The sequence below is a fragment of the Streptomyces sp. HUAS TT7 genome (assembly GCF_051550175.1).
Classification (GTDB): Bacteria; Actinomycetota; Actinomycetes; order Streptomycetales; family Streptomycetaceae; genus Streptomyces.
In genome coordinates this window covers 5,643,958-5,660,833 of record NZ_CP196175.1, presented here as the reverse complement: position 1 = coordinate 5,660,833, position 16,876 = coordinate 5,643,958, and the positions used below count along the sequence as shown (strand labels likewise).

The window sequence follows — 16,876 nt, the reverse complement described above, 5'->3', positions numbered from 1 at the left end:
CGACACTCCGCCCGCCATCCCGGCCGGATGCGGCAATCCCCCCGGTCAGCAGCCACGGAAAGCCCGCATCCGGCCGCAGGCCGGGCCCCGCCAACGGCCCGCAGCCGCCAACACACCCGAGCCGCCCACCAGTCCCTCCCCCTTCTCAAGGGAGCCGAACGGGATGGGGGTCCCCCCTGCTCCGTAAGAGCTTGGGGGCGGGTGGGAAAGAAAGCCCCCTTACGCCTCACGCCTGATCAGCAGCAGCGCCCTGTCGTCGTTGACGTCCTTCGCCACCGCCTCGATCAGGTGCCACGCCGCCCCGTCGAAGCCCGTCGACACGTACCGGTCGGCCTCGCCCGTCAGGCGGTCGATGCCTTCGCCGATGTCGCGTTCGGAGGTCTCGACCAGGCCGTCCGTGAAGAGCATCAGGACGTCGCCGGGGGCCAGCGAGCCCTTCGAGGGGTGGAACTCGGCACCGTCGTACACGCCGAGCAGGGGGCCTTCGGCGGCCTGCTCGTGCCAGCGGCCCGAGCCCGCGTGGAGCTGGATGGCCGGAGGATGGCCCGCCGAGAGGAGTTCGTAGTCGCCGGAGTCGAGGTCGAGGACCAGGTGGATGGCGGTGGCGAAGCCCTCGTCCCAGTCCTGGCGCAACAGGTAACCATTGGCCGCGGGCAGGAAGGCGTGCGGGGGCAGCGAGCCGAGGAGGCCGCCGAACGCGCCGGAGAGCAGCAGGGCGCGGGAGCCCGCGTCCATGCCCTTGCCGGAGACGTCGGTGAGGACGACCTCCAGGGTCCGGCCGCCGCCGGTGCGGGCCGCGACGACGAAGTCTCCGGAGAACGACTGGCCGCCCGCGGGACGCAGCGCCATCTCGCGGTGCCAGCCCTTGGGCAGGCGGGGCAGCGCGCTCTGGACCCGGATGCGTTCGCGCAGGTCGAAGAGCATGGTGCCGCCGCGCCGCCACGGCACGCCGACGCGGGCCCGGAACTGGGCGATGAGCAGCCCGAAGAGCCCGCAGGCGGCCACCACGAGGACCGTGCCCGGGGTGACCCGCGACGGCCCCGCCGTGTACGGGCCGAGCCGTACCGACTCCACGATCAGCGCGGCAGCGGCGGCCGCGTACAGGGCGAGGAGGTTGGCGGGCCGCAGCAGGAGCCCGCCCGCCACGATCGGCAGGACCAGGGCGGAGGGGGCGCACCAGACCGGGGCGAAGAGGGTGGCGCAGGCGATGGCGGGGACGGTGAGGAGCAGGCCGGCCAGGGCGATCCAGTCGGAGCCGTCGCCGCGGAAGTAGTCGACGCCGGATCTGCGCACGGCGTTGCGGACCCGGTGCAGCGCCTTGCGCCACCGGGCGGTGAAGGAGTCCGCTCTCATCGCACGTGCCATTGCCGAGGACCCTATCCAGCCGGTGGCTCCCCGTGCAGGTGGCCCCCGGCGCCCGGAGGGGGCGGCCCGGTGGAAAACCGGTCGCCAGGGAGGCGTACGGCCCACCGGGCACGGCACCCCGGCCCCTCGCGCCCCGCGCGGGTACCCCCGGCGGGGGGTGTGAGGGAAAATCCGTTCCCCCGGCCGCGTACGGCTCACCGGGGCACAGCCCGCTGTCCGGCTGCCCCAGCGGCCGGACCCGCCGGAAATCCGTTCGCTCCGCCCGTGTCGTCCCTGCTAGTCATGGCGTATGACGATGGAGTTGCGGGTTCTGGACGCGGCCGAGTGGGACGAGTGGTATGGAGCCCTGGTGGTGGCCTTCGGGGGGAGTCAGGATGCCCCCGAGGAAGTCGAGCTGTGGCGCGAGCTGATCGATCCCGCGCGGTCGATCGCCGTGTGGGACGGCTCGCAGTGCGTGGCCGGCACCAGCACCTTCCCGTTCCGGCTGAGCGTGCCGGGCGGGGCCGTGGTGCCGGCCGCGGGCGTGACCGGGGTCGGCGTCATGGGCACCCACCGCCGCCGCGGCATCCTCACCTCGATGATGCGCCGCCAGCTCGACGACCTGCGTGAGCGCGGCGAGGCGCTGGCCGTCCTGACCGCGTCGGAGCCGGCCATCTACGGGCGGTTCGGGTACGGCATCGGCACGATGTCGCTGTCCGCGGAGATCGACACGGCCCGGGTCCGCCTCGACGTGCCGCCCGGCACCGACGAGGTGCGGCTGCGGTACGTGAAGGTGGCGGATTCGCTGGCCGAGTGCGAGGCGCTGTACGCACGCCTCGTGCCGGGGCGCCCCGGCATGCTGGCCAGGCAGCCCGGCTGGGACCGGTTCACCACGTGCGACCCGGAGGCCTACCGGGACGGCGCCTCGCCGTTGCAGTGCGTGCTGGCCGAGCGCGACGGGGAGCTCGTCGGATACGCCCGCTACCGGGTCGCCTCGAACTCGGGGCCGACGGGCGTGGACGGCACGGTGACGGTGAACGATCTGGAGGCCGTGGACCCGGCGGTGTCCGCGGCGCTGTGGCGCTACCTGTTCGGCATCGACCTGACGAGCACGCTGAAGGTGAAGAACCGCCCGGTCGACGACCCGTTCCAGCACCTCGTCTCCGATGTGCGCCGCTGCGGGCTGCGGCTGAAGGACTCGCTGCACGTACGTCTCGTCGAGGTGGGCGCGGCCCTTGAGGCGCGTACGTACGCGACGCCCGTCGATGTGGTCCTGGAGGTCGAGGACGCGTTCTGTCCGTGGAACGCGGGCCGCTGGCGGCTGACCGGTGACGCGAAGGGCGCGTCCTGCGTCCGCACCGAGGACCCGGCCGAACTGGCCCTGTCCGTAAGGGAGTTGGGCGCCGCCTACCTCGGCGGGGTCACGCTCGCCTCACTCGCGGGCGCGGGCCGGGTGCGCGAGCTGCGCCCCGGCGCGCTGACCGAGGCCTCGACGGCGTTCGGCAGCGAGCTCGCGCCGTGGCTGCCTCACGGCTTCTGACAGCCGGGGCACCAGAACAGATTGCGGGCGGCGAGATCGGCGGTGCGGATCTCGCCGCCACAGATGTGGCAGGGCTGATGGGCGCGGCGGTAGACGTACACCTCGCCGCCGTGGTCGTCCACGCGCGGCGGACGGCCCATCGCCTCGGGGGTGTGCTCGGGGCGGACGGTGTCGATCCGGTTGAGCCGGACGCCCTCGCGCATCAGCTCCACCAGGTCGGCCCAGACCGCGTCCCACTCGGCGCGGGTGAGGTCCCTGCCGAGCCGGTACGGGTCGATGCCGTGCCGGAAGAGGACCTCGGCGCGGTAGACGTTGCCCACGCCCGCGATGACCTTCTGGTCCATGAGCAGGGCGGCGATGGTGGTGCGGCTCTTCGAGATCCGCTGCCAGGCCTTCTCGCCGGTGTCGGCGGCCCGCAGCGGGTCCGGGCCGAGCCGGTCGTGTATCGCGCACTTCTCGCCGTCGGTGATCAGCGCACAGGTCGTCGGTCCACGCAGGTCCGCGTACGCGTCGTCGTTGACGAGACGCAGCCGTACGGTGTCGGTGGCCGGCGGGGCCGGGGCGTCGCCGAAGCCGTACTTGCCGAACAGGCCCAGGTGGATGTGGACCCAGCCGGACGGTCCGAAGCCGAGGAACAGGTGCTTGCCGTGGGCCTCGGCGCTCTCCAGGACCTGGCCGTCGACCAGGGCCGCGCCGTCGGAGAACTTGCCCTGGGGGCTGGAGACGCGCAGCGGCCGGCCGCCGAACATGAGCTCGTGGTCGGCGGCCAGCCGGTGGATCGTGTGCCCTTCAGGCATGGGTGATGATCAGCCCTGCTGCGGGTGGTGGGCCGGGATCTCGGGGAGCTTGCCGGTGGTCTCGTACTCGGTGAGCATCTCGATGCGGCGGGTGTGACGCTCCTCACCGGAGTACGGGGTGGCGAGGAAGATCTCGACGAACTTGGTCGCCTCCTCCTCGGTGTGCATCCGGCCGCCGATGGAGATCACGTTGGCGTCGTTGTGCTCACGGCCGAGCGCCGCGGTCTGCTCGCTCCAGGCCAGTGCGGCGCGGACGCCCTTGACCTTGTTGGCGGCGATCTGCTCGCCGTTGCCGGAGCCGCCGATCACGATGCCCAGCGAGTCCGGGTCCGCGGCCGTCTTCTCGGCGGCACGCAGGCAGAACGGCGGGTAGTCGTCCTGGGCGTCATAGATGTGCGGACCGCAGTCCACGGGCTCGTGGCCGTGGGCCGTGAGCCACTCGACGAGGTGGTTCTTGAGTTCGAAGCCGGCATGGTCGGAGCCGAGGTACACGCGCATGCCCCCGAGTGTGGCATGCGCGGGGCTGGGCAGGGCTGAGCGGGGTGAGGACTTTGGTCCCCGCACTTGGTCCCGTCTAACGATCCGGATTCAGGCCTTCCGTCCCGAAGCGGACCAGGTTTGAATACCCGGGCTCGTAACCCGAGTGCTCCGAAGACGTAAGGAAGCGTCCATGACCTCGCAGCCGTCCCTTGCGAAGGAAGACCGCCTGCCCGGTGAAACCGGTGATTCGCAGGTGCCCGACAGCGGCCTCAAGGCCGGTCTCAAGAACCGCCATCTGTCCATGATCGCCATCGGTGGCGTGATCGGCGCCGGCCTGTTCGTGGGCTCCGGCTCCGGCATCGCCGCGGCCGGACCCGCCATTCTGCTCTCGTACGCACTCGTCGGCGTGATGGTCGTCTTCGTCATGCGGATGCTGGGCGAGATGGCCGCCGCCCGCCCGTCGTCGGGCTCGTTCTCGGCGTACGCGGACCGTGCGCTCGGCCGCTGGGCCGGTTTCTCGATCGGCTGGCTCTACTGGTTCTTCTGGGTCGTGGTGCTCGCGGTCGAGGGAACGGCCGGCGCGAAGATCCTGCACGAGTGGGTGCCGGGGGTCCCGCAGTGGGGCTGGGCGCTCATAGTGATGGTGGTGCTGACCGCCACCAACCTGGCCTCGGTGTCCTCGTACGGCGAGTTCGAGTTCTGGTTCGCCGGGATCAAGGTCGTCGCGATCGGCGCCTTCGTGGTCATCGGGCTGCTCGCGGTGTTCGGCGTGCTCCCCGGCTCGAACAACCCCGGCGCGGGCTTCGCGCACCTCACGGACGCGGGCGGGTTCTTCCCCAAGGGCTACGGCGCGATCCTGACCGGTGTGCTGATGGTCGTGTTCTCCTTCATGGGCTCCGAGATCGTCACCCTGGCCGCCGGTGAGTCCGAGGACCCGCGGCGCGCCGTGACCAAGGCCACCAACAGCGTGATCTGGCGGATCGCGGTCTTCTACCTCGGCTCGATCTTCGTCGTGCTCACCCTGCTGAAGTGGAGCGACCCCTCGATCGTCGCGGACGGCTCGTACGTCGCCGCCCTGAAGACGATCGGCATCCCGCACGCCGACCAGATCATGAACGTGATCGTCCTGACGGCGGTGCTCTCCTGCCTCAACTCCGGCCTGTACACGGCCTCCCGGATGGCGTTCTCGCTCGGTGAGCGCGGGGATGCGCCGAAGTCCTTCGCCCGGACGAACAAGCGGGGCGTGCCGCAGGTCGCGATCCTGTCCTCGGTCGTCTTCGGCTTCATCGCGGTGTTCTTCAACTACAAGTGGCCGGACACCGTCTTCGCGTTCCTCCTGAACTCCTCGGGCGCGGTCGCCCTGTTCGTGTGGCTGGTCATCTGCTTCACGCAGCTGCGGATGCGCGGGATCATCCTGCGCGAGCAGCCGGAGAAGCTGACCGTGAAGATGTGGGGCTTCCCCTATCTCACCTGGCTGACGATCGGGATGATCTCCTTCGTCCTCGTCTACATGCTGTTCGACAAGTCCGGGCGCGAGCAGGTGCTCCTGTCGCTGCTCGTCGCGGCGATCGTCATCGTGATCGCGGTGGTCAAGGAGAAGGTCCTCGCGGGCCGCGCCGCCCCCGCCTACAGCGGGGTGAACGAGGACGTCACCGCGTCATAGGTGCTGAGGGCGGCGGACTCCGTGTCGGCTTCGTACCAGGTGTTGATCTGGTACGACTTGCCGCCCTCGTTGAAGCCGATCTGGCGCGCCTTCCACGGGATGCCGTTCTGGGTGAAGTCGTAGTCCCAGATGATGGCGGGCTGGTCGTGGAAGGTCGTCCGGTCGAGCCGGATCTTGTGGTAGCCGGGCACGTCGTGGGAACCCGCCTCGGCCTCCTGCCACTGGGTCATGAGATCGCCGCCGCGTACGAGTGCGTACGAGGCGGCGATCTCCTGTTTTCCGCCCGGCGCGTGGTAGTGGACGTTGGACGGGCTCTTGGCGGTACGGGTCCAGCCCTTGGGCGGGATCCAGGCGAAGCCGGTCTCGTCGATCGAGCCGGGCGGCGGGGTCGGCGAGGGCGGGCGCGAGGTGCCTGCCACGGTCGGCGGCGCCGAACTGCTGGAGCCGCCTGCGCCGCCGCTCCCGCCGTGCTGGTTCGCGGTGGTGGCGATCAGGACGGCGGCCGCGGCGGCCACCACGACGACGGCCGTGAGCAGGATCCGCTTGTGTGCCCACCGGCGCCGGGGCGGCGGCTTCGGCTCCTCCCGTACGGGCTCCGGCGCCACGGGTTCGGGCGCCGGGGGCGACTCCCTCGGCGGGGGCGGCGGTTCCTCCCGTACGGACCGGTCGCCGGGCCAGGGCGGCGGGTCGCCGAACACCTGGAGGGTGGGGGGATGCGGCGCGGGCGCCGGTCCCGTGGCGAGGACGGTGGGGGGAGCGGCGATCGGCATCAGACGGGCGGCGATCTCGTCCAGGCCGGGCCGCAGCTCGGGGTCCTTGACCAGCAGCTGCGCGAGGAGCGGGGCCAACGGGCCTGCCGTGTCCGGGAGTTCTGGCTCCTCGTAGAGCACGGCGTGCAGGGTGGCGAGGGTGGAGGGGCGGGCGAACGGGGAGCATCCGGCGACCGCCGCGCACAGGGTGGCGCCGAGCGACCACACGTCGGACGCGGGGCCCTGCGGCTTGCCCGAGACCCGCTCGGGCGCCATGTAGTCCGGGGAGCCGACCAGCATGCCGACCACGGTGAGGGCGGCCGCGTCCTGGATGGCGGCGATGCCGAAGTCGGTGAGGACGACGCGGCCGCCGGGGCCGAGCAGGACGTTGCCGGGTTTGATGTCGCGGTGCAGGACGCCCACCGCGTGCACCTCGACGAGGGCGGCGGCGAGGCCGATGCCTATGCGGGCGGCCTCGCGCGGGGCCACCGGCCCGTCCTCCAGCAGGAGTTTCTCCAGGGAGCGGGACTCGACGAGCTCCATCACGATCCAGAGCCGGTCGCTCTCCTCGGCCACCACGTCGTAGACCCGCACCACATTGGGGTGGTCGATCCGGGCGGTGGCCCGGGCCTCGCGCAGGGTGCGTTCGCGGCGAATTCGGCTGTCTTCTGCATCGAGTTCATTGATGCGCATTTCCTTTACGGCGACCTGCCGGTCGAGTATCTCGTCCGCCGCACGCCACACCCGCCCCATTCCCCCCTGGCCAATTGTTTCACCCAGGCGGTAGCGCCCGGCGACCAATAGCCCCCGTGCTCCCGGCATGACCACCCACCCCTTCAGCACCTACTGTGACCAGGACTGATTCACGACGGTGACACCATCACAGCATAATTCCTGGAAATCTTGTGGGACCCTTCTGTGCACAGATGCACCCAACGCGGGTGAGGGGGATGGGAAATGCACGTTCGAAAAATCAAAGGATCTCTTTTTGCCTCTGTATTCGCGGCCCTGCTGATTTTGCCGTTCGGGGCGGGGGCGGCGTTCGCGGCCGATCCGACGCCGGGCAGCAGCCAGGGCGGCACACCCGGGCCGAGCGCCCCGGCGGACCTGAAGATCTCCACCGAGCTGCCGTCGACGATCAAGGTCAACAACGCGACGCACCGCACCACGTTCACGGCGAAGGTCGCCAACCACGGCAGCAAGGCCACCGGGCCGGTCACCCTGACCGTCCTTGGCCTGGACGGCATGAAGGTCACCGGCGTCAAGGGCTGCACGCCGGTCGCGAAGAACAAACTGCCGGCAGGCACCAACAGCGGCTACGGCTGCGCGATTTCGGACCTGGCGCCCGGCCAGTCGAAGTCGTACACCGTCTCGGCGACGTACGACCTGTCGAAGACCGGCAAGGTCTGTCTGCCGGTGACCGAGGGGAACAGCGACAAGGTGCTGTGGCAGCAGGGCCCGGTGCCGTTCGGCACGACCAAGCCGACACCGAACGCCCCGGACACCCCGCTGCTGCTCGGCACGGACAACGTCCCCGCCGCCCCGCCCTCGGGAACGGCCTCGCCCTCCCCGAGCGGAACCCCGACCACTCCGGCCCCGTCCTCACCCTCCGCACCGCCCCAGCTCCCCAAGACGGGCGTCAACGACGGAGTACTGCCGCTGGCCGCGGCGGGCGCCCTGTTCCTGATCGCCGGAGGCACGGGCCTGTGGTGGACCACCCGGGGCCGCCGGTGGACGGCCAGGCACTGACGGCCACACACGCAACGCAAAAGGGCCCGGCAGCAGCCGGGCCCTTTTCGCGTAGTACGGACGTCAGCCCCTGCGGCCGATCAGCTTCCAGGCCGCCGGGAGCAGGCCCATCGCCAGGGCCGCCTTCAGGGCGTCGCCCAGGAGGAACGGGGTGAGGCCGGCGGCGACCGCCGCGGTCAGGGACATGCCGGTCGAGGCGGCGAGGTAGGGGACGCCCACCGCGTAGATGATCGCCGAGCCGAGCGCCATCGTGCCCGCGGTGCGCAGCACCGAGCGGTCGGCGCCGCGGCGGGCCAGGGCGCCGACGACGGTGGAGGCGAGCAGCATGCCGAGGACGTAGCCGAAGGAGGCGCCGCCCGCGCCGGAGGTGCCGTCCGCGAACCAGGGCATCCCGGCCATGCCGACCAGGGCGTACAGCGCGAGCGAGAGGAAGCCGCGGCCCGCGCCGAGGCCCGCGCCGACGAGCAGCGCCGCGAAGGTCTGGCCGGTGACCGGGACGGGCGAGCCGGGAATCGGCACGGCGATCTGGGCGGCGAGCCCGGTCAGCGCCGCACCGCCGACGACGAGCGCGATGTCCTTGGTACGCGAGGCGGGCAGCAGGTCGGCGAGTACCGATCCGGTGCGGGGGGCGGCGGCGGACGCAGTGCTCATCGGAACTCCGGCAGGTATGGGGGCAGCGGGACGTGCTGGGGACACGGTGACGTTAGCCCACTGAATCTCGCTGGATCACCAGCAGCCGCCCACAAAGCGGGCGTTGAAGCCTTGGTGGAGTCTGAACAAAGGCCTGCTTTCATGCCCGCCCGCGCGTGACCCTCGTCACTGCGGTGATGGTGTCGAGTATCCCTTTTGCGCCGGAGGCCGTGACTCCGCGAGACTGTAGGTTCTCCATAAACCGAAAGTACGAGGGCCATGCACGACTCCTTGCCCGCGGAGCCCCTCTCGCACGGGCTGAAGCAGCGCCATCTGACCATGCTCGGCCTCGGCGGGGTGATCGGCGCGGGGCTCTTCGTGGGGTCGGGCGCCGGGATCGCGGTGGCCGGCCCCGGCATCGTCGTCTCGTATCTGATCGCGGGCGCGATCGCGATGCTGGTGATGCGGATGCTCGGCGAGATGTCGTCGGCGATGCCCGCGTCGGGCTCGTTCTCGGTGCACGCGGAGCGGGCGCTCGGCCGCTGGGCCGGGTTCAGCGTCGGCTGGCTCTACTGGTTCCTGCTCGTGGTGGTCCTCGCCGTGGAGGCGACCGGCGCCGCGAAGATCGCGAACGGCTGGGCGCCGGGGGTGCCGCAGTGGGCCTGGGTGCTGATCTTCATGATGGTGTTCACCGGCGCCAACCTGGCCGCGGTCAAGAACTTCGGCGAGTTCGAGTTCTGGTTCGCCGCCCTGAAGATCTTCGCGATCGTCACGTTCCTGGCGCTCGGGCTGCTCGCGATCTTCGGCGTGCTTCCGGACACCTCGGCGGTGGGCCTGTCCAACCTGACCGGCCAGGGCGGCTTCCTGCCCGCCGGGTGGAGCGGGGTGGTCTCCGGGGTGCTCGCGGTGATCTTCGCGTTCGGCGGTCTGGAGGTCGTCACGATCGCCGCCGCCGAGTCCGACGACCCGGCCCGCGCGGTCGGGCGCGCGGTGCGCAGCGCGGTGTGGCGGATCCTCTTCTTCTACGTGGGCTCGATGCTGGTCATCGTGACGCTGCTGCCGTGGACGTCGATGAAGCCGGGCCAGAGCCCGTACGTCGCGGTCCTCGACGCGATCGGCATCCCGTATGCCGGCCAGATCATGAACATCGTGGTGTTCGTGGCCCTGCTCTCCGCCCTGAACGCCAATCTGTACGGCTCCTCGCGCATGGTCTTCTCGCTCGCCGAGCGGGGCGAGGCGCCGGGGGGCCTGCTGAAGGTGTCCGGGGGCGGGGTGCCGCGCCGGGCGGTGCTCGCGTCGGTGGCGTTCGGGTTCATCTCCGTCCTGCTGAACCTGAAGTGGCCGGACTCGGTGTTCCTCTACATGCTCAACGCGGTCGGCGCGGTGCTCCTGTTCGTCTGGGCGCTGATCGCCGTCTCGCAGCTGCGGCTGCGCCGCCGGATCGAGCGCGAGGCACCCGAGACGCTGTCGCTGAGGATGTGGGCGTTCCCCTACCTCACGTGGGCCGCGCTCGCCGCGATGGCCGCGGTGCTCGTCCTGATGCTCTTCGACGATTCGGCCCGTCCGCAGGTGCTGTGGTCGGCCGGGGCGACCGCGGTGGTGCTTCTGGTGGCAGGGGTACGGGAGTTGCGTACGCGCCGTGTGTGAAGTTCAGGTAAACAAATCGCGCCCATCCCTTCACGCTGTGTGAGTCGGGTGTCCGCATAGCGGTCGGGTGTTCCCTCTGAGCGGGGCCGCCCTAAGACTGTGGGCTCCGTGCCGCCGACCCGGTGGATCAGCTACTGAACAGGGCATGCCCATGTCTCGGACAACCGCGCCCGCGCCGAACGACAGCCGGCCGCAGACCGACTCACCGCTCACCCATGGTCTCAAGCAGCGCCATCTCTCCATGATCGCCCTCGGCGGCGTCATCGGCGCCGGGCTGTTCGTCGGCTCCGGCACCGCGATCGCGGCGGCCGGACCCTCGATCATCCTCGCTTATGCGATATCCGGCGCCCTGGTCATGCTCGTCATGCGCATGCTGGGCGAGATGTCGGCCGCCAACCCCGCGTCCGGCTCGTTCTCGGTGCACGCCGAGCGGGCGATTGGGCCGTGGGCCGGGTTCACCGCGGGCTGGGCCTTCTGGTTCCTGCTCTGCGTGGCCGTCGGACTGGAGGGCATCGGCGCCGCCGGCATCGTGCACGGCTGGCTGCCGGGCGTCCCGGAGTGGGCGCTCGTCGCCGTGTTCATGCTGCTGTTCTGCGGCACCAACCTGGCGGCCGTGAAGAACTTCGGCGAGTTCGAGTTCTGGTTCGCCGCGCTGAAGATCGGCGCGATCGTACTGTTCCTGGTCATCGGCGTCCTGGCGATCCTCGGCGTGCTGCCGGACACGAGCGCCCCGGGTCTGACCAACCTCACCGGCCAGGGCGGCTTCATGCCCAACGGCAGCGAGGGCCTCATCGTCGGACTGCTCGCCTCCGTCTTCGCGTACGGCGGTCTGGAGACGGTCACCATCGCCGCGGCCGAGTCCGAACACCCCGTCCAGGGCGTCGCGAAGGCCGTGCGCACCGCGATGTGGCGGATCGCGATCTTCTACATCGGTTCGATGGCGGTCGTCGTGACGCTGCTTCCGTGGACCGCCAAGGACATCGCCGCCAAGGGCCCCTACGTCGCGACCCTGGACTACCTCGGCATCCCGGCCGCGAGCCACATCATGAACGTCGTGATCCTGGTCGCCCTGCTCTCGGCGATGAACGCGAACATCTACGGCGCCTCCCGCATGGCCGGTTCGCTCGTCTCGCGCGGCCAGGGCCCCAAGGTGCTCGGGAAGATCTCCGGCGGGGTGCCGCGGGTCGCGGTGCTCGTCTCCTCGGCCTTCGGCTTCGTGTGCGTGCTGCTCAGCTACTGGCGTCCGGACGACATCTTCCAGTGGCTCCTGAACACCATCGGCGCGATCATCCTGGTCGTCTGGTTCTTCATCGCCGCCTCGCAGTTGCTGCTGCGCCGCCGCCTTGAGCGCGAGTCGCCGGAGAAACTCGTCGTGAAGATGTGGCTGTACCCGTGGCTCACCTGGGCCGCGCTGTTCGGCATGGCGGTGGTCTTCGTCCTGATGGCCCGTGAGGACGGCACGCGGGTGCAGCTCTACTACACGGGCGGGCTCACCCTGGTGCTCGCCATCATCGGCTACATCCGTCAGCGCACGTCGGCGCAGACCCCGATCGACGCCTGACCGAACGGCCACTCCCCGCTCTCAACTGTCCTGCGTCCCCTGGCCCTAGGCCTCGGGACGCAGGACTTTTTGCTGAGGTCACCCTTACCTGCGAACCCGCATTGCTGCTGGTAGCGTGCACTTGCACATCAATTGCAATAAGCATTTGCAGTGAGCAGTCGGAGGGCTCGGACATGGCCATTTACACGCTTCCTGAACTTCCGTACGACTACGCGGCGCTCGAACCCGTCATCAGCCCGGAGATCATCGAGCTGCACCACGACAAGCACCACGCGGCGTACGTGAAGGGCGCGAACGACACCCTGGAGCAGCTCGCGGAGGCGCGCGACAAGGATGCCTGGGGCTCGATCAACGGCCTGGAGAAGAACCTCGCGTTCCACCTCTCCGGCCACATCCTGCACTCGATCTACTGGCACAACATGACGGGCGACGGCGGCGGCGAGCCCCTGGAGAAGGACGGCACCGGCGAGCTGGCCGACGCCATCGCCGAGTCCTTCGGCTCCTTCGCCAAGTTCAAGGCCCAGCTGACCAAGGCCTCGGCGACGACGCAGGGTTCGGGCTGGGGCGTCCTCGCCTACGAGCCGATCAGCGGCCGCCTCGTGGTCGAGCAGATCTACGACCACCAGGGCAACGTCGGCCAGGGCTCGACCCCGATCCTGGTCTTCGACGCCTGGGAGCACGCCTTCTACCTGCAGTACAAGAACCAGAAGGTCGACTTCATCGAGGCCATGTGGCGGGTCGTCAACTGGCAGGACGTGGCGAAGCGTTACGCCGCCGCCAAGCAGGCCGGCAACAACCTGATCCTGGCCCCGTAAGGGACGCCCTTACGACACCCGACGTCCTGCCTCGTGATCGTCTTCTCAACCTTCATGACGGCAGGCGGAAGAACGAAGGGCCCCCGCGAGGACGTGACTCGCGGGGGCCCTTCGCATGCGGCTGCTTTTCGCCCTGCCCCTCCCCTGCCGACGGGCCTACACTCCCGGCACTTGCCAAGGAGGAGTACGCATGGCGATGTACTGCGACACATGCAAGTCCGACGAGGAGCACCGCCCGCTGGATGCGGAGGAGAAGGCCTGGCTGCGGCACCGCACCGGCCGCAAGAACGTCGAGGACGTCTGGGTCTGCATGCGACCGGGCTGCCGCAATCTGCGGACCGGCTTCGACAAGCGCCCGTTCGCGGGGCACATCCGGCTGCCGTGAGGTTCCGGGCTCCCGCCCCGTGCGGGCACGGGCGCCCGGTGCCCGTCAGAGGTTGCTGAAGTCGGGGCCCTCGGTGCGGCTGCGCTTGATCTCGTAGAAGCCGGGGGTGGCGGCGACGAGCAGGGTGCCGTCCCACAGCCTGGCTGCGGCCTCGCCCTGCGGGGCGGGGGTGACGACCGGGCCGAAGAAGGCGATCTGCTCGCCGTCGGCGCCCGGCACCGCGATGACGGGGGTGCCGACGTCCTGGCCGACCTTCTCGATGCCCTCCTTGTGCGAGGCGCGCATCTCCACGTCGTAGGTGTCCCGGTCGACGTAGTCGATGAGGTCGGCGGGCAGGCCCACGTCCTTCAGCGCCGCGGCGATGGAGTCCCGGTTCACGCCGAGGCCCTCGTTGTGGAAGCGGGTGCCGAGCGCGGTGTACAGCTTGCCGACGACCTCGTCGCCGTGCAGCTGCTGCGCCGCGGTCACGACGCGTACCGGACCCCAGGACTTGCCGCCGGGCCGCATGTTCTCGGCGTACTCCTCGGGCAGCTCGTCCAGGCGGTCCTCGTTCAGCACCGCGAGGCTCATCACGTGCCAGCGGACCTCGACGTCGCGGACCTTCTCGACCTCCAGCATCCAGCGCGAGGTCATCCAGGCCCAGGGGCAGAGGGGGTCGAACCAGAAGTCGACGGGGGTCTTGGCGGACTCGGACATGTCTCTCCTCGGGCAACATCGGGCAACATCGGTCAAGCAAGCATCTCTACGGTCGAACACCGGCATCGGCCGAAAGCATTCCGCCCGGGGGGCCGTTTCGGCCGACCCATTCCCGCTCGGCCTCCGCGTCGGCGGCATGGGAGGATCGAGGCCGTTCGAACGAGACACGAAGGAGTGCCCGTGCCCGGTGAGAATCTGTCCCGCGACGAGGCCCGCGAGCGGGCCGAGCTGCTGTCCGTCGAGGGCTACGACGTCTCCCTCGATCTGCGGTCCGCCGTCGGGGACGCCCCGGACGGGCCCCGCACGTTCCGGTCGCTGACCACGATCCGGTTCCGTTCGGCGCGCCCCGGCGCCTCGACGTTCGCCGATCTGATCGCCCCGTCGGTGACGTCGGTGACGCTGAACGGCCGTGCGCTCGACCCCGCCGAGGTCTTCGACGGCAGCCGGATCGCCCTGGACGACCTCGCCGAGGACAACGTCCTGGTGGTCGACGCCCAGTGCGCGTACAGCAGGACCGGCGAGGGCATGCACCGCTTCGTCGACCCGGAGGACGGCGAGGTCTACCTCTACACGCAGTACGAGCCGGCCGACTCGCGCCGCGTCTTCGCCAACTTCGAGCAGCCCGACCTCAAGGCCCGCTTCGTCTTCGAGGCGCAGGCCCCCGAGGGCTGGACGGTGTGGTCCAACGGAGCCGGTGGCCAGGAGACGGACGGTGTTTGGCGGTTCGCCGCCACCGAGCCGATCTCGACGTACATCACGTGCGTCGTCGCGGGCCCGTACCACTACGTCACGGACTCCTACACACGCACCTTCGACGACGGCCGGAAGCTGGAGATCCCGCTCGGCGCGATGTGCCGCAAGGGGCTCGCCAGGCACTTCGACGCCGACGACATCTTCCTGATCACCAAGCAGGGCCTGGACTTCTTCCACGAGAACTTCGACTTCCCCTACCCGTTCGGGAAGTACGACCAGGCGTTCGTGCCCGAGTACAACCTGGGCGCGATGGAGAACCCGGGCCTGGTGACGTTCCGCGAGGAGTACATCTACCGCGGCAAGGTGACGCAGGCCGCCTACGAGCGCCGGGCCAACGTCATCCTGCACGAGATGGCGCACATGTGGTTCGGCGACCTGGTCACCATGGTGTGGTGGGACGACCTGTGGCTCAAGGAGTCCTTCGCCGACTTCATGGGCTCGTTCTCGCTGGCCGAGGCGACGCGCTTCACCAACAGCTGGGTGACCTTCGCCAACAACCGCAAGGCGTGGGCCTACCGGGCCGACCAGCTGCCGTCCACGCACCCGATCACGGCCGACATCCGTGACCTGGAGGACGCCAAGCTCAACTTCGACGGGATCACGTACGCCAAGGGCGCCTCGGTGCTCAAACAGCTCGTCGCGTACGTCGGCCGGGACGACTTCCTCGAAGGCGCCCGGCGCTACTTCAAGCGGCACGCCTACGGCAACACCCGCCTGGGCGACCTGCTCTCGGTCCTCGAAGAGGTCTCCGGGCGCGACATGGCGACCTGGTCGCGCTCCTGGCTCCAGACCGCCGGGGTCAACTCCCTTACGCCGGTGGCCACTTACGACGCGGGCGATCGCCTGACCGAGCTCGCCGTCGTCCAGGAGGCCGCGGAAACCCACCCCGAGCTGCGTCCGCACCGGGTCGCGCTGGGCCTGTACCGCAACGAGGCGGGCGCCCTGGTGCGCTACGCCCGCGCCGAGGTCGACGTCGTGGGCCCGCGCACGGTCGTGACCGGGCTCGCCGGGGCCGAGCGGCCCGACCTGATCCTGGTCAACGACGACGATCTGACCTACTGCAAGATCCGCTTCGACGAGGGCTCGCTCGCCACCCTGCGCGCCCACCTCGGCGACATCAGCGACCCCCTCGCGCGCGCCCTGTGCTGGTCCGCGCTGTGGAACCTGACGCGGGACGCGCTCATGCCCGCCCGCGACTTCGTGGCGCTCGTCCTCGCGCACGCGGGCCGCGAGTCGGACATCGGCGTGCTCCAGATGCTGCACTCCCAGGCCCAGTCGGCGGTCGTGCACTACGCGGCGCCGGGCTGGCGCGAGGAGGGCGGTCGGCTGCTCGCCGAGGGCGCCCTGCATCAGCTGCGGCTCGCCGAGCCGGGCAGCCAGCACCAGCTGACCTGGGCCCGCTTCTTCGCGGCGACGGCCACCACCGGCGCCGACTTCCAGCTCCTCCAGGGCCTGCTCGCGGGCTCGGCGAAGATCGACGGCCTCGACGTGGACCAGGAGCTGCGCTGGGCGCTGCTCGAACCGCTGGCCGCGCACGGCGTCGCGGACGAGTCGGCGATCGACGCGGAACTGGCCCGCGACGACACCGCGTCCGGCAAGCGCCACCATGTGCGCTGCCTGGCCGCGCGCCCCTCCGAGGCCGTCAAGGCGCAGGCCTGGGCGCAGGTCGTCGAGTCGGACGCGCTGTCCAACGCGCTGGCGGAGGCCACCATTTCGGGCTTCAACCAGCCCTCGCAGCGCGCGCTGACCGCCCCGTACGCCCCGAAGTACTTCGAGGTGATCGAGCGGGTGTGGGCCGAGCGTTCGATCCAGATCGGCATGGACATCGTCAAGGGCCTGTTCCCGGGCCTCCAGGACGACGAGGCGACGCTGTCGGCCGCGGACGAGTGGCTCACCGCGCACGAGGACGCGGCTCCGGCCCTGCGCCGCCTGGTCCTCGAAGCCCGCGACGACCTGGCCCGTACCCTGCGCGGCCAGGCCTGCGACGCGGCGGCCGCCGCACACTGACACCGGTTCGGGGGCCCGTGAGCGGGCCCCCTGATCGGCACTCGAACGCCCGTACTTTAG

Annotated in this window: 14 protein-coding genes; 8 read left to right on the top strand and 6 right to left on the bottom strand. The window is 70.3% G+C overall.

Features of this window, described 5'->3' with window-relative positions; all coding sequences use genetic code 11:
* Positions 1-219: 219 nt before the first annotated feature.
* A complete protein-coding gene (locus ACSHXC_RS25515; protein WP_438293819.1) occupies positions 220-1,365 on the bottom strand; it encodes a PP2C family protein-serine/threonine phosphatase in 1,146 nt (381 codons plus the stop codon).
* Between the two features lie 289 nt (positions 1,366-1,654).
* On the opposite strand from ACSHXC_RS25515, the gene ACSHXC_RS25510 reads away from it, so the two are divergent.
* A complete protein-coding gene (locus ACSHXC_RS25510; protein ID WP_438293818.1) occupies positions 1,655-2,884 on the top strand; it encodes a GNAT family N-acetyltransferase in 1,230 nt (409 codons plus the stop codon).
* Here ACSHXC_RS25510 and ACSHXC_RS25505 read toward each other — a convergent pair.
* Both ACSHXC_RS25505 and ACSHXC_RS25500 read right to left on the bottom strand, forming a co-directional pair.
* Positions 2,872-3,681 (bottom strand): Fpg/Nei family DNA glycosylase, encoded by an 810-nt coding sequence (locus ACSHXC_RS25505; RefSeq protein ID WP_438293817.1) that lies wholly within the window; start codon positions 3,679-3,681, stop codon positions 2,872-2,874. The two genes, ACSHXC_RS25510 and ACSHXC_RS25505, sit on opposite strands and share 13 nt — an antisense overlap.
* Positions 3,682-3,690: 9 nt before the next feature.
* On the bottom strand, positions 3,691-4,179 hold the full coding sequence (locus ACSHXC_RS25500; RefSeq protein WP_438293816.1) for a ribose-5-phosphate isomerase: 489 nt from the start codon (positions 4,177-4,179) through the stop codon (positions 3,691-3,693).
* Between the two features lie 172 nt (positions 4,180-4,351).
* On the opposite strand from ACSHXC_RS25500, the gene ACSHXC_RS25495 reads away from it, so the two are divergent.
* Positions 4,352-5,824 (top strand): amino acid permease, encoded by a 1,473-nt coding sequence (locus tag ACSHXC_RS25495; RefSeq protein WP_438293815.1) that lies wholly within the window; start codon positions 4,352-4,354, stop codon positions 5,822-5,824.
* Here the strand turns inward: ACSHXC_RS25495 and ACSHXC_RS25490 are convergent.
* Entirely contained in the window at positions 5,788-7,395 is a 1,608-nt protein-coding gene (locus ACSHXC_RS25490) for a serine/threonine-protein kinase (protein ID WP_438293814.1), read from the bottom strand. The genes ACSHXC_RS25495 and ACSHXC_RS25490 overlap by 37 nt on opposite strands.
* Positions 7,396-7,590: 195 nt before the next feature.
* Here ACSHXC_RS25490 and ACSHXC_RS25485 point away from each other — a divergent pair, with 195 nt between their 5' ends.
* Complete coding sequence (locus ACSHXC_RS25485) at positions 7,591-8,322, top strand: LPXTG cell wall anchor domain-containing protein (protein WP_438293813.1); 732 nt, start codon at positions 7,591-7,593, stop codon at positions 8,320-8,322.
* A gap of 63 nt (positions 8,323-8,385) precedes the next feature.
* Here the strand turns inward: ACSHXC_RS25485 and ACSHXC_RS25480 are convergent, their stop codons facing one another.
* Entirely contained in the window at positions 8,386-8,973 is a 588-nt protein-coding gene (locus tag ACSHXC_RS25480) for a biotin transporter BioY (RefSeq protein ID WP_438293812.1), read from the bottom strand.
* Between the two features lie 258 nt (positions 8,974-9,231).
* Between ACSHXC_RS25480 and ACSHXC_RS25475 the strand changes: the two genes are divergently transcribed.
* The 4 genes from ACSHXC_RS25475 to ACSHXC_RS25460 all read left to right on the top strand — a co-directional run bounded on the left by ACSHXC_RS25475 (position 9,232) and on the right by ACSHXC_RS25460 (position 13,360).
* Positions 9,232-10,599 carry an amino acid permease gene (locus tag ACSHXC_RS25475; RefSeq protein WP_438293811.1) on the top strand — a complete coding sequence of 456 codons (1,368 nt, stop codon included), beginning with the start codon at positions 9,232-9,234 and terminating at the stop codon, positions 10,597-10,599.
* 151 nt (positions 10,600-10,750) lie between these two features.
* Positions 10,751-12,160 carry an amino acid permease gene (locus tag ACSHXC_RS25470; protein WP_438293810.1) on the top strand — a complete coding sequence of 470 codons (1,410 nt, stop codon included), beginning with the start codon at positions 10,751-10,753 and terminating at the stop codon, positions 12,158-12,160.
* Positions 12,161-12,333: 173 nt separating this feature from the next.
* Entirely contained in the window at positions 12,334-12,975 is a 642-nt protein-coding gene (locus ACSHXC_RS25465) for a superoxide dismutase (RefSeq protein ID WP_399486054.1), read from the top strand.
* 190 nt (positions 12,976-13,165) lie between these two features.
* The gene (locus ACSHXC_RS25460; RefSeq protein WP_438293809.1) at positions 13,166-13,360 is read left to right on the top strand and encodes a hypothetical protein; all 195 of its coding nucleotides are present in this window, start codon (positions 13,166-13,168) and stop codon (positions 13,358-13,360) included.
* Between the two features lie 45 nt (positions 13,361-13,405).
* Here ACSHXC_RS25460 and ACSHXC_RS25455 read toward each other — a convergent pair whose 3' ends face one another.
* On the bottom strand, positions 13,406-14,056 hold the full coding sequence (locus ACSHXC_RS25455; RefSeq protein WP_438293808.1) for a mycothiol-dependent nitroreductase Rv2466c family protein: 651 nt from the start codon (positions 14,054-14,056) through the stop codon (positions 13,406-13,408).
* A gap of 180 nt (positions 14,057-14,236) precedes the next feature.
* On the opposite strand from ACSHXC_RS25455, the gene pepN reads away from it, so the two are divergent.
* Positions 14,237-16,816, top strand: a complete 2,580-nt coding sequence (pepN, locus tag ACSHXC_RS25450) for an aminopeptidase N (protein ID WP_438293807.1) — start codon at positions 14,237-14,239, stop codon at positions 16,814-16,816.
* Positions 16,817-16,876 lie beyond the last annotated feature (60 nt).